The 12,455-nt window shown below is 57.0% G+C and carries 10 protein-coding genes and 1 pseudogene; 4 read left to right on the top strand and 7 right to left on the bottom strand.

Features of this window, described 5'->3' with window-relative positions:
• Nucleotides 1-35: 35 nt before the first annotated feature.
• The 4 genes from D8U60_RS21955 to D8U60_RS21940 form a co-directional block, all read right to left on the bottom strand.
• A complete protein-coding gene (locus D8U60_RS21955) occupies nucleotides 36-959 on the bottom strand; it encodes a universal stress protein (RefSeq protein WP_130900921.1) in 924 nt (307 codons plus the stop codon).
• Between the two features lie 100 nt (nucleotides 960-1,059).
• Nucleotides 1,060-2,301 (bottom strand): DUF4010 domain-containing protein, encoded by a 1,242-nt coding sequence (locus D8U60_RS21950; RefSeq protein WP_130900920.1) that lies wholly within the window; start codon nucleotides 2,299-2,301, stop codon nucleotides 1,060-1,062.
• A 45-nt stretch (nucleotides 2,302-2,346) separates the two neighbouring features.
• Nucleotides 2,347-2,571: a hypothetical protein gene (locus D8U60_RS21945; RefSeq protein ID WP_122610501.1), complete on the bottom strand. Its 225-nt coding sequence runs from the start codon at nucleotides 2,569-2,571 to the stop codon at nucleotides 2,347-2,349.
• A 35-nt stretch (nucleotides 2,572-2,606) separates the two neighbouring features.
• Nucleotides 2,607-3,680, bottom strand: coding sequence for an NAD(P)-dependent alcohol dehydrogenase (locus D8U60_RS21940; protein WP_130900919.1), 1,074 nt, complete (start codon nucleotides 3,678-3,680; stop codon nucleotides 2,607-2,609).
• Nucleotides 3,681-3,940: 260 nt separating this feature from the next.
• Here D8U60_RS21940 and D8U60_RS21935 point away from each other — a divergent pair, with 260 nt between their 5' ends.
• Nucleotides 3,941-4,867 (top strand): universal stress protein, encoded by a 927-nt coding sequence (locus D8U60_RS21935; RefSeq protein ID WP_130900918.1) that lies wholly within the window; start codon nucleotides 3,941-3,943, stop codon nucleotides 4,865-4,867.
• 805 nt (nucleotides 4,868-5,672) lie between these two features.
• On the opposite strand, the pseudogene D8U60_RS21930 reads toward D8U60_RS21935, so the two are convergent.
• Together D8U60_RS21930 and D8U60_RS21920 are read right to left on the bottom strand one after the other, a co-directional pair.
• A pseudogene (locus D8U60_RS21930) lies at nucleotides 5,673-7,103 on the bottom strand (IS1182 family transposase).
• Nucleotides 7,104-7,867: 764 nt separating this feature from the next.
• Nucleotides 7,868-8,611, bottom strand: coding sequence for an SDR family oxidoreductase (locus D8U60_RS21920; protein ID WP_123442615.1), 744 nt, complete (start codon nucleotides 8,609-8,611; stop codon nucleotides 7,868-7,870).
• Nucleotides 8,612-9,223: 612 nt separating this feature from the next.
• On the opposite strand from D8U60_RS21920, the gene D8U60_RS21915 reads away from it, so the two are divergent.
• Entirely contained in the window at nucleotides 9,224-9,703 is a 480-nt protein-coding gene (locus D8U60_RS21915; protein ID WP_122506017.1) for a carboxymuconolactone decarboxylase family protein, read from the top strand.
• Here D8U60_RS21915 and D8U60_RS21910 read toward each other — a convergent pair.
• Nucleotides 9,696-11,132, bottom strand: a complete 1,437-nt coding sequence (locus D8U60_RS21910) for a PLP-dependent aminotransferase family protein (RefSeq protein WP_130900917.1) — start codon at nucleotides 11,130-11,132, stop codon at nucleotides 9,696-9,698. The two genes, D8U60_RS21915 and D8U60_RS21910, sit on opposite strands and share 8 nt — an antisense overlap.
• Before the next feature lie 89 nt (nucleotides 11,133-11,221).
• Between D8U60_RS21910 and D8U60_RS21905 the strand changes: the two genes are divergently transcribed.
• Entirely contained in the window at nucleotides 11,222-11,704 is a 483-nt protein-coding gene (locus D8U60_RS21905; RefSeq protein WP_122506015.1) for a GNAT family N-acetyltransferase, read from the top strand.
• A 28-nt stretch (nucleotides 11,705-11,732) separates the two neighbouring features.
• Entirely contained in the window at nucleotides 11,733-12,407 is a 675-nt protein-coding gene (locus D8U60_RS21900; RefSeq protein ID WP_123442617.1) for an NAD(P)H-dependent oxidoreductase, read from the top strand.
• The last annotated feature ends 48 nt before the right edge of the window (nucleotides 12,408-12,455 follow it).

Genomic DNA, 12,455 nt, shown 5'->3' with positions numbered 1-12,455 from the left:
AGTCGGCCAACGACGCACCTCGGGGCGATCGTGTTTCAGGATTGCAGTGTGGGTTGCGGCTTGATCGCCAGCACACTGCACGGTGCCCGATGCAGCAACTGTTCGGCGGTGGTGCCTAACAACTTGCTCAAGCCGTGGTGCTGCACTGTGCCCATGACAATGACGTCGATCTGCTTGTCGATGGCGAACTCGCAGATACTGCGCACCGGTGCGCCCTCGATGAAGTGCCGGCATGAGACCGGCACGCCGTGGCGCTCGGCCAAGGCCGTAAATGCCTCATGCTGCGCAGTGCCCAGTGCTTCATGAATCCCGGTGGCCAGCGGCAATGCGCCGAACCCCATGTCCGTGGCGTAAACCGCCGTCCAGTCGTAAACATGCACCACATCAAGACTGGCATCGCACTGCGCGGCGAGTTGGGCGGCGGCATCGATGATCTGATCGTTGAACACGCAGTCCTGCTCTTCGCTGCGCAAGACATCGACGATGGCCAGCACACGGCGTGGGCGCGGATGAGTGTCGTCGGTCACCAAATGCACCGGCACCGGGCAATCGCGTAACAGTTGCCAGTCCAGCGGGGTGTAGAAAATACGCTCCAGCACGGACTCGTGCTGCACATCCTTGATGATCAATAGCAACGGCATCTCGTTGATGAACTGCAGGATCTCGGCGAAGGGATCCTGGACCCACATCACTTCGCTGGTGACCATGATCTGATGCCTCGCCAGCAATGAAGCCTGCTCTGCGAGCCACTGCCGGTGAGTGCGCAGATAACCATCGCGGGCGAGGCGGATCTGCTCGGGGGCAAACAGCCCTGCCACGGCCAGCGCCTGCAAGTAGTCGAAGGCCACGATGTGCAGCGGCAACTGCATGGCCTGGGCCAGCGCAGCCGCGCGCTCGAACGCCGGCGTGCGCTCCATGGCTGAAGGAGCGATCAACAGTAAACGCGGAGTCTGTGACATGGGATACCTCGGCATGCGGCCAGCCAGGAGAAACAGACTTCAGGGTGAATGCTGTGGCCATTGGCAGCTTGATCTTTATCAGCAAGAGCACCGATCGCGCTCAAAACAGCACATTGCCCGCCCACATGGCCAAGGTCAGCAATACCTGGCCCGGGATCACGCAGGCAGCGAAACGCCTGCCGCCGCTGACCCACGCCACCACGCATTTGCTCACCGAGTTACTGCTGACGGCAATCAGCGCTGGCACCGCTATCGAGTCATAAGGCACCTGGCCCGCCTTGGCCAGGCTGGCGATGGACGCTGTGGCAGAGTGCGCATCGGCAAAGCCCGAAAGCATTGCGGTCAGCCACAAGCCTGCCTGACCAAAGTGGCTGAGCATGGCCGAGGAGACAAATGTGATGCCGGTAAGGGTCAGTGTCACGATGACCGCGAGTTTCAGATTGAACGCCCCTGCCGTGTCGACCGGCTTGCTGCGGCTCCCTCGCGTGGGGTCGGGGAACATCAGGCAGGCGCCGTACAACAACGTAGCGATCAAGCCGAAGAGCAGTGGCGCCCATACACTGTTCAGCAGATCCGCATCAACCATCGTCAGGATCAGGCCGATCTGTATCACCGTCGCGAGATTGGAAAAAATCGCCGCGGCGCTGAGGATGCGGATGTTGTCCGGTTCATGGGCAAGGCGTTGGCCCATGGTCGCGATCGTCACGGTACTGGAGGCGAAGCCGGATGCAATCGCGCTGATAACGTAGCCATAGCGCGAGCCCAGGGCGCGCACTGCAATGTGGCCGAACGCGCCGACCAGCATCAGCAACACCGTCACGGTACAAATGGTGCGCAGATTGATCGCGGCGTACGGGCCGATATACCGGTCCGGTGCCAAAGGCAGTATCACCAGCGCTGCGATCAGCAGGATCAGGCCATCACGCATTTCCGTTTCGGACAACTGGCTGTTGGCAAAGTGATGCAGCGCCTGGCGATACGCCAGAAGGCCCGCGATCACCACGCCAAGGGCAATGGCCAGCGCCGGCGCGGTTGCGCACAACGCGCCCAGGACCAGCACCGCGATCAACGCCACCTCGCTGGTCAGCCCAGGGTCGTCGCTTTGACTACGCCAGTACGCAACACTGGTCAGCAACGTGACACAGCCGGCGATGATCCCCAGCAGCAGGCCACCGCCGACCTGTAGCGCGACATACCCCAACAGCGCGGTAATGGCGAACGTGCGCAAGCCGGCGCAGTGTCGCGCATCGCCAGTGCCCTTGTGCCGTTCACGCTCAAGACCGATGAGCATGCCGATCCCCAGCGCCGCAGCGGCGCCGGACAGATCAAAAACCTCATTCATGATGGGTAGCGTCCCGCAGGATTTGCGCACCCTGCTGCACTCGGTTTATGGCGAGCATTCAACGCTTGCGCTGATGCGGCGAGCCGTTACCGGCCTTGCTGGCAACGGCTGGGCAAACGCATTCGGCCACTCGTGAGGGGCGTTGATACGGGCCTCAAGCACCTCGACAAATTCCTGCGCAGCCTTGAGGCTCATGAAGCCTACATCCCAGTCATCCATGTGCACGACCCAGCCATGGGGAGCGTGTTTTTCAGTGATCTTGATGTTCATGGAAACCCCGGTTTCAGCGGCACGCCAAGGTGCTTTCAAGGAGTGATTGCGACTTTCATGACTCCGTCGCGTTGATGAGCGAACAACTCATACGCCTGCTCGATGTCGTCCAGTCTGAAACGGTGAGTCACCAGCGGTGACAGATCGACGGCGCCGCTCTGCACCACGGCCATCAGTCGACGCATGCGTTCCTTGCCGCCCGGGCACAGAGTGGAAACGATGCTGTAATCGCCCAATCCGGCGGCAAACGCCCCGAGCGGGATGTGCAGATCGCTGGAATACACCCCGAGGCTGGACAAACGCCCGCCCGGGCGCAGCACCCGCAATGCCGACTCGAACGTGCCTTGGGTGCCCAGCGCTTCGATGGACACATCCACGCCACGGCCATCGGTCAATGCCATGATCTGTTCCACCACATTGCCGTCCTTGAAATTGACGGTATGAGTCGCCCCCAGTCGGTGCGCCATGGCCATGCGTTCGGCCACCGCGTCGACACCGATAATCGTGGTGGCGCCCTTCAGACGTGCTCCGGCCACGGCGCAGAGCCCGATCGGGCCCAATGCAAATACCGCGACAGCGTCGCCGATGGCGATCTCGCCGCGCTCGGCCCCCGAGAACCCGGTGGACATGATGTCCGGGCACATCAGCACCTGTTCATCGCTCAATTCATCGGGGATCGGGCACAGGTTGGCCTGTGCATCCGGCACCAACACGTACTCGGCCTGGCAACCGTCGATCGTGTTGCCAAACTTCCAGCCGCCGATGGCCTTGAAGCCGTGCCGGGTGTCGGGGCCGTCCTGCGAGCCGCAGCCACACAGGCACGCGTAACTGTGCCCGCTGGGGGTGATGGCCCCGGCGATCACCCGCTGCCCTTCGACAAAACCGAGTACTTGCGAGCCCAATCGCTCAATAATGCCGACCGGTTCGTGGCCGATGGTCAGTCCTCTCGCCACTGGGTATTCGCCGCGCAGGATATGCACGTCGGTGCCGCAAATGGTGGTGGTGGTCACGCGGATCAACGCATCCAGCGGCCCGACCTCGGGTATCGGCTTGTCATCGAGCACGATGCGGTTTTTTTCAACGAATATTGCGGCTTTCATGGTGGCCATGATGGCTTTACCTCCGCCGACAGGTGAGTGCAGAGCAGAGCTTGAGCCGCGGCGGCAGGGTCGTAGTTGATAATGGTCAACTATCCGAGGATCAGTGGTCTTGCTCGACCGTACATCCGCTCACGACCACGCGCTGATGTCTGGTTGATAAATATCAACCCCGCCCTGCTGGCTCGCTCCAGGATAAGCGCATGCCCCACTACTCACTGTTTCCAGGCATGCAGCGCAATGCCTGGGTGACTACCCTCGGGAGTTCTGTCATGTCTGAGCAATCGCGTTTCATGCTGGTCGTGTCGCCGCTGATGAAAAACAGTCCGGCGTTCGACCGCGCCGCCGCACTGGCCAAAGCGTCGGATGCCGCACTGCATATTGTCGCGTTTGATTATCTGGAGGGCCTGGCGACCGCAGGAATGGTCAACGAGCAAGCCCTGGAGCAGATGCGCCTGGGCTATGTCGAACGCCATCATCAATGGCTCGAAGACCAGGCCCGGCCGCTGCGCAAGATCGGGGTGACCGTCACCACCGAGGTCGTCTGGGTGGACAATCCTTTGAAGGAAATCCTCATTCATTTGAAGGAACAGCCGATGGCTGTCCTTATAAAGGCTCTGGAGCACGAATCAGTTTTGTCGCGACTGATGTTCACCCCGCTGGACATCCATCTGTTGCGCGAATGCCCGGTGCCGCTGCATTTTGTCAGCCAGGTTCAAAACGCTCTGCCACGCCGAATCGTCGCGGCGGTCGACCCCTTCCATCGTGAGGGCCAATACCAGGGCCTCAACGATCGGATCCTGCGCGAAGCAGCAAGACTGGCCAGTGTCTGCAATGGCAGCCTGGACGTGATTTATGCCCACGACCTGTCATCGATCAGCGCTGCCGAGTTCGGCTTCAATAACGCGTCCGCGATCTTTTCTTCCAGCGCAGCCAAGAAACTGTTCGATGCCCAAGGCGAAGCCTTCCAGGCGTTGGCTGAACGTAACAACATTCCGGCAGAGAACCAGCACATGATTGTGGGCGATCCCGCCAAGGTGCTTTCCAGCTATGCCGATGCTTACGACATCGATGTGATCGTAATGGGCCGCGTCACCCATCGAGGAATCGCCCGACTGGTTGGCAGTACGGTCGAGCATCTGTTGTACAAAATGCCTTGTAGTGTGTGGGTGGTGGCGCCGGAAACGCTTACTCGCTGATGGATGCAGTCGACGCTGAAGAAAGGAGTGGATTTCCAGGCACCAGACGGTGACGGAATGGCCAGTCAGGAGCGTGGAAAACATTTCCACCGCACAAAAAATAAGGCTTGCATGACATATGTCATGCAAGCCCTTGATATTTATGGTGCCCGAAGCCGGAATCGAACCGGCACGCCCTTACGAGCGGGGGATTTTAAGTCCGTAATTTTTTTCTTTTAAATCATCCGCTTAGGGACATGATTTTTCCGCATCGCACACATTTCTTATCCGTTCCAAGACAGCAAAATCAGTACCTCAAAATAAATTGCGGAAAGAAACCGGGCTGTAGAGAGGCCTGGCCGTCACCGTGCGCCGGTCGACTGGATCTCAGATCAGTTGAGCCATACTCATGGAAAGATGATCAGTCAGCAGTACGGAGCGTGGACCAAGGACGACGGACCGGACGTGGTAGATAGGCTACAGATCGACATGAATCTATCACTGGTAACTGTCGCCCCATCTAGCTAGGCAGAAAGGATCGGTGGACCCAGCTTACAGCGGCCCGGTTTCCGAGGTGGCAAGAAAGGGTCCCCACGCCTGGGCTAGGTGTAGGGGCCATTGAACATAGGCAGGAATTCCACCTGTCAGTCTTCAAGGGCCGCTATCGGCCCAGAGTGTGTAAAAACGCGCTGATGCACTGTCGGCGCGCAGCGCTGACGGTTGTTAGTTGAGTAATTGCTCACAACAAGTCCTGCGGATCATCACGAGGGTCTGGGAGCCCCTCGCGCCGCTTCTACCTTGCTGGGTGGCCAAAATACAGACCTCTTCAGGCCGACAGCGCCTTCATTAAACTGCTGGTACCGAGAATTTTCATGATTCGTTTCAAGTTGTAGGCGAGGACGTTCAAGCTCATCTCCGCACTTACTCCGTTCAGCTTTCGTGTCAGGAAATGTGTGGCGCCCATCCATTGTTTGAGTGTCCCGAAGGGATGCTCGACCGTACGCTTGCGGACTCGCATCATGTCCGGCGCGTTGCTCAGCCGAAGCTGCATCTCCTCCAATACGTCTTCATGCTCCCATCGCCGAACTCGTCGTTGCTTGCTCGGTGTGCACTTCGATTTCAGCACGCATCCCTGGCAATTAGAACTCCAGTAACGGTGCAGCGTCAGGCCTTTTTCAACGCTGGAAAAGCGCCAGATCAACGCCTCTCCAGCGGGACAGATGTATTCGTTTTTTGCCGCGTCATAGATGAAGGCATCGTTATTGAAACGTCCGTCAGCCTTGGCTCCAGAGGTCATCGGTTTGGGCACATAGGCGGTGATGCCTGCATCGTGACAAGCCAGGATTTGTTCGCTTTTGAAGTAACCTCGGTCAGCCACTACCGACAACGTATCTGACGCCATCGCCTCGCGGGCCTGCTTGGCCATCGAGCTGAGTAGATCGCGGTCGGAACCGACGTTGGTCACCTCATGCGCAACGATCAAATGGTGCTGGGTATCGACCGCTGTCTGCACGTTCTAACCGACGATTCCAGTGCCGCGCGTCATCATGGAACGGGCGTCTGGATCGGTCAGTGAGACCTGTTTATCCGGTGATTCGTTGAGCTGAGTTTCAATGACCTGCAACTCTTTCATCTGAGCTTTGAGTTTGTCGATTTTCTCTTGCAGACGAGCAGCCTTGGGCTGAGCGACCGAGGGTTCTTGCCGATCGGTTTCGTCGAGCGCAGTCAGGTACCGATTGATAATTGATTCAATTTCTTCCATCCGCCGTTTCAGCTTGGCGCTGGTGAAATTGCGGTCGCGGTTATTGACGGCCTTGAATTTACTGCCGTCGATGGCGACCAGATTTTCTTCGAACAGTCCTAGCTGCTGGCACAGCACCACGAACTGGCGGCAGACACCTCGGATGGCCTTGCTGTTGTCTTTTCGGAAGTTGGCGATGGTCTTGAAATCGGGCATCAAACGTCCAGTCAGCCACATCAGCTCGACGTTGCGTTGGGCTTCTCGTTCAAGACGCCGACTCGATGGAATGCGGTTCAGATAGCCGTAGATGTAGATTTTCAGCAGGATCGCGGGATGGTAAGCCGGCCGGCCAGTATCAGCCGGTATGGCGCCTTCGAAACCCAGTTTGACCAGGTCGAGTTCGTCGACAAAGACGTCGACTACGCGCACCGGATTGGCATCCGTGACGTAATCGTCGAGGCTCGCGGGAAGGAAGGTTTCTTGGCCTCGATGTTCACCTTGGATAAAGCGCTTCATGGGCGATCCCTGCGATGAAATCCTCAGAAATCATAGCAGGGCTAAGAGCGGTGTTCTGTTCAGATATTGATGCGTTTTTCAACCGCCTGTAGTTGCCTTACCGGGTCCCAACCACTCGGCGACGCTTGAGCTTTGCTCCACCAAAGCATTCCTTTAGAGATCCATAATTTCCGCAAATCAGCATGAGCAGATGTTGCGTCATCATAGCCAAACTGCGTACCGCAGGACGGGCACATGCCAAAAGAAGAGCAGCCAACCTCATCGTATGGAGGCTCTTCAAGCCCGGGGTATCCACAAACCGGACAAAGATATGAAACGTTGCTTGCAATCATCCAACCCCCAGATTTCTAGCATCTAGCCCACGTTTTCGGCGTACCTGCTGATTTCCGGAATCTTATACTGAATCTGAGCAACTGATGTCTGACCTGGGCTGAGTAGGAAAAAACATTAGAGTGGAAGCCGCTAACAAGCGGTTTTGACACACTCTGAGCCAAAAGCGGACCTAGATGAGCCATGCATATGGCAAAGTGGTCACCGCTGCAGGCTTGCCATGTTCGTCTTTCCTTCAAGGCAAGCTGGGCGTGACGGCACTGGCCAGCTGAGAATTTCATTGATAAAAGGTGGGCAACTATGTGGAGAATGTACTTAATCAAGGGCCCGAGTTGATCACGTCAATTAGAGGTAAAGTTAGCGCAGAAAATAGAGGCCGAGAGCACGATCCGCACCGGATAGGTGTCTCCTCGACCTCAATGCGTTTCTAACGCCTACCGCAAGGTATACCCCCCATCTACCACAACATCTTGGCCGTAAATGCCACGTGCTCGCTCTGATAGAAGGAACAGAATCACATCTGCCACCGCTTCCGGCTCAAGGAACTTACCCTCTAGTAAGCGCTGGTTGACCGTTTCCGCGACTGAGGACAACGTCGCATTATCCAACCCTAGTGATCGCCAGATCGGCGTAGCTGTTGGCCCTGGCGATACGACGTTCACTCTAACTCCGGCCTCAGCCTGTTCGACGGCTAAGGTTCGAGCATGCGCTGTCAGTGCTGTTTTCGACGCAATGTAGCCAGCCAAGCCTGGGAAGGCCAAAGCGGAAAGAAAAGTCCCCACAAATACAACCGAAGCGGGTCTCGCCAATTGGGCTCGCAAAGCTGAAAGCGTGTTAAGCGCACCTGCTCCGTTGATGGCCCAATTTCGCTCGAATCCCTCACTCGCCAAGCTGTCTTCAAATACAGCGACTCCTGCATTCGGTACTAGAAAATCTACAGGCCCGATTCTGGAGACGCAGTGTGCAAGCTTCTCAAGATCCGAACTTACCGTAACATCGCCACTGACAATATGGAGGCGATCACCATGAACGTCTTTGAGTGCAGCCAGGCCGCCCCGGCCACGGGACATCGCCACTACCGTCGCTTCATAGCTTAGTAATCGTTGAACGACTGCCAGTCCGATGCCTGAACTTGCTCCGGTTACCACAGCGACACGATTGTCGAACTCACTTTTCATGTTTCAGCTCCTTGGGTATTAAACCATTTACCCATCACTGACACATTTCATGCCAACCTCAAACGTCATAAAAATCAGGGTGCTGAAGCTATACCGAGTCAATTTGACCATTATTCGTTTTTGTCGAAATGACGACAAAAAGGTTTTTTTGACACGCACCAATGGCTGTGTTCTCAAGTGCGTTATAGGACTGAAAATCCGGTCGCATCGAATTTCTTTGAGAGGAAAATGCCACTCCACTCTTCGTAAACACGCCCGAGTTGCTCTGCGAACTGCGGATTGACCGCCCACCGCCCCACTCTCTTGCGATCTGTTTCGGCGTTGTCGACCGGCGAGAGGAATCAGTCTTCACAAAGGCGCTGCACCTGTTATCCACCCCAGAACTATCGCGCATCGCAACTCAGTTGCCGCTTACTGTGCCAGTTTATACACCGGCTTTGGGTCGCCTTCCGCCGGGTTCACGGACAACCGGCTTGGCAACATCGGCGAACGGCAAATCGCGAATCAGAACTGTATGGCTTAGTTGAAAGGTCTTTTCTTGGCCCTGTCTGACTAGACCACGCGTGGCTACTGTGGGCTCCAACAACCCTAAACCCGCTGCGAGTGACCGCCATGAACAATCGTCTTGATTACTTCAAACAGTCGCCTCAGGCTTCCAATAAGCTGGTGGAGCTGACGATGCAACTGAGTAAGAAGCCGCTACTGGCTGACCTGGCCCACCTCATAATGCTGCGGGCGTCTCAATTGAATGGCTGCGCGTTCTGCGTGGATATGCACGTGAAGGAAGCCAAGATCCATGGCGAGCGCGAATTGCGCCTCCATCACATTGCGGTCTGGCGTGAATCGCAACTGTTCTCGCCAATAGAGCGCGCGGCGCTCGCCTGGACAGAAGCCCTGACCCAACTGCCATCCCATGGTGTACCTGAAAGCCTCTACGCGGATGTGCGTGAGCAGTTTTCCGAACAGGATCTGTCGGATTTGTCGTTCCTGATTGTCGCCATCAACGGTTGGAATCGCCTCAATGTGGCCTTTCAGGCAGTCCCTGGTTCGTCGGATGAGGTGTTCGGCCTGACCAAAGCCAACCTCAACTGAGCGCACGGTTTATAAACGCGCCAAGCTGCTCGCCCTGAGCAGCGCAGGCGCAGTTGGTGAAGCTCAGCAGCAGCCCAGATTGACGCCGCGACGAAACACTCCATCGCGACAAGGGTTGCACGGCGATGCCTTTGGCCAGCAGCTGCTCAGCCAGGGAGGTGTCGATTACTCCCTCCGGCAAACGGAGTACCAGGTGCATCCCCCCTGGCGAGCGCTCCACCAGCAGTCCATTGGGTAAACTCCGCTCCAACGCTTCAATAGTCAAAGCGCGTCGTTCGCTGTAGAGCCTTCGCATGCGCTGAATGTGCCGAGTGAAATGCCCCTCGACAATGAACTCTGCGACCAGCGCTTGAGTAATCGCTGGCGAGCCTGCGGAGAATAACGCCCGACTTACACGCTCAAACGCTGCCACTTGCCCCTGAGGCACCACTAGGTAGGCAAGGCGGATACCGGGGAAAAGCACCTTGCTGAAAGTTCCGGCGTACAGCACGCGCCCGTTGCGATCCAAGCTCGCCAACGCCGGCAAGGGGCGACTGACATAGCGATACTCGCCGTCGTAATCATCCTCGACAACCCAGGCATCGCTCCGGGCCACCCAATCGAGTAACAACTGTCTCCGAGGCAAAGACAGCGCCATACACAATGGGCTTTGATGCCCCGGCGTCACCATGACGACCTGTGCAGCCTGATGCCTGGCAATGGCCTGCTCCACATCCATACCTTCGGCATCAACTGGCACTGCCTCAAGCTCAATACCGAATTGACGAAGCACTTGGCGCGTGGTTGGGTAGCCAGGATCTTCGACCCAGGCTCGCTCCCCTGCGCGCAGTAAAGTATGTGCGATCAGCGACAGGCTACTGCGCCAGCCGCTGGTGATAAATACCTGATGGGCGCCGCAATCGATACCTCGAGACACCTGCAGATATGAGGCTATGGCGCTGCGTAAGGCAGGCAGGCCGTGCGGCGGCGGATAGTCCAGATCGCCTGAACGCATGCCTCGCAGATAACGGGCACCCAAGCGCGCCCAGATCTTGCGTGGGAACTCATCCATTGCAGGCACTCCCATCTGAAACGGCAAAAGTTGCGGTGGACGCCATAGTGCGTCTGGGGAGTTTTCAATCACCTCGCTGCTGACGGATAAAGCGGGGGCAGACAGTAGCGGCTTCTGCAATTCGGGATTGACCACGGTGCCCTTCTGCCCCAGGGCCAAGAGGTAGCCCTCGCTCGTGAGCAGCGAATAGGCCAGCTCGATGGTGCCACGAGCAACGCCGAGATCCTTGGCGAGAGCTCGCACCGAAGGCAATCGGTCACCAGGGGAAAGCGTGCCAGCGGCGATGGCGGCGAGTACTCGGTCATATAACTGACGGTACAGAGGCGAGCCGGGTTGCCCATCCAAGGAGGCGAAAGGGTGCGAACAGGAAGTCATCATGGCCTAGTTCATATCTCACTTCTTGGTTCAATAAATTGAGGCAATGTTAGTTCAAGATTTGACCATCACAACCCACTAAGGCCTCTCCCATGACGTTCAATCTTCAAGACTACGTGCCCAGCGTGCTCGACTTGGCCGACACTGCCCTGCGTCCTCTAGACAGCCGCCATGACTTGAAAATCGCTTTCCCGGTAATGCAGCAATTGCGCCCCCACCTAACAAGCGAGGCCGATTTTATGAGTCGTATCGAACGAATGCGAGCCGGCGGCTATCGCCTGGTTGGAGCCTTCGAGTCATCGGCTCTCGTGGCGCTTACAGGTTACCGCCTTCAGGAGAATCTGATTTATGGCCCATTCTTGTATGTCGATGACCTCATCACCGATGAAGCCCAGCGCGGCGGCCAGTGGGGCTCCCGATTATTGCGAGCTCTGGAACGACTGGCTCGTGCCAGCGGTTGTGCTCGCCTTGTGCTTGACACGGGTTTGGCCAACGCGCGCGCCCAACGCTTCTACTTCCGCGAAGGCCTTTATACCGGCGCGCTGCGTTTTCAAAAACAGTTCGATACCCCATGACCGCATCACCCGTACAGGAGGCAATATCATGAACCCGTCTCAGAAGCCACTCGCTCCTTTGCGAATCCTTCGCCTGATTGCCAGTCCCAACGGTAATGCATCTGAAAGCTTGAAACTGTCTGAGCGGATTCTGCACGCTCTGACAGTACGCGCTGGTATACGCGGGATTGAACTGACGGATATAGACCTGAACACGTTATCGCCAGTCGATGCGACTTATGCCCATGCCTTGGCCCATCCGAGCGAAATAGCTACCGAGGATCAGAAAGGTACATTGAGTCGCTCCGACCAAATGATCATCCTGTTGAATGCCTGCGATGTACTGGTAATCGCTACTCCCATGCACAACTACAGCGTGCCCTCTCCGCTCAAGGCCTGGATTGACCACGTTGTACGCGTCGGAAAAACTTTCCTGAGCACATCAAAAGGTAAGGTTGGAACGTTATTGGATCGCCCCGTCTACGTTGCCGTAGCCACCGGCGGCTACATTAGCGGTGAGAGGGCCCGGCAACCCGACTTTCTTCGTCCCTACCTATCCGCAGTGCTGAAAACCATCGGTCTCAATCAGGTGCATTACTTCACCGTTGAAGGGACAGCAAAAGGGACGGACGCGCTAAAAACGGCGCAGAAAATAGGGTACGACGATGTGCACACGTTCTTTCATGAGGAAATCGAAGCTAGGACTCATGAAACAGTTGCCTGAAGCCGGTGCCCCCAGACGGTCGAAGTACAAAGGTCGGCAGCGATGCCT

It is taken from the genome of Pseudomonas sp. Sample_11, from assembly GCF_004307505.1.
GTDB lineage: Bacteria > Pseudomonadota > Gammaproteobacteria > Pseudomonadales > Pseudomonadaceae > Aquipseudomonas > Aquipseudomonas atacamensis.
This window is presented reverse-complemented; position numbering and strand designations above follow the sequence as displayed.

What these genes read in the sequence shown, in the direction of transcription:
- D8U60_RS21940 (WP_130900919.1), bottom strand. Translation starts at nt 3,680, where the DNA reads ATGGCCACCATGAAAGCCGCAATATTCGTTGAAAAAAACCGCATCGTG.
- D8U60_RS21915 (WP_122506017.1), top strand. Translation starts at nt 9,224, where the DNA reads ATGAACAATCGTCTTGATTACTTCAAACAGTCGCCTCAGGCTTCCAAT.
- D8U60_RS21920 (WP_123442615.1), bottom strand. Translation starts at nt 8,611, where the DNA reads ATGAAAAGTGAGTTCGACAATCGTGTCGCTGTGGTAACCGGAGCAAGT.
- D8U60_RS21900 (WP_123442617.1), top strand. Translation starts at nt 11,733, where the DNA reads ATGAACCCGTCTCAGAAGCCACTCGCTCCTTTGCGAATCCTTCGCCTG.
- D8U60_RS21955 (WP_130900921.1), bottom strand. Translation starts at nt 959, where the DNA reads ATGTCACAGACTCCGCGTTTACTGTTGATCGCTCCTTCAGCCATGGAG.
- D8U60_RS21950 (WP_130900920.1), bottom strand. Translation starts at nt 2,301, where the DNA reads ATGAATGAGGTTTTTGATCTGTCCGGCGCCGCTGCGGCGCTGGGGATC.
- D8U60_RS21935 (WP_130900918.1), top strand. Translation starts at nt 3,941, where the DNA reads ATGTCTGAGCAATCGCGTTTCATGCTGGTCGTGTCGCCGCTGATGAAA.
- D8U60_RS21945 (WP_122610501.1), bottom strand. Translation starts at nt 2,571, where the DNA reads ATGAACATCAAGATCACTGAAAAACACGCTCCCCATGGCTGGGTCGTG.
- D8U60_RS21905 (WP_122506015.1), top strand. Translation starts at nt 11,222, where the DNA reads ATGACGTTCAATCTTCAAGACTACGTGCCCAGCGTGCTCGACTTGGCC.
- D8U60_RS21910 (WP_130900917.1), bottom strand. Translation starts at nt 11,132, where the DNA reads ATGATGACTTCCTGTTCGCACCCTTTCGCCTCCTTGGATGGGCAACCC.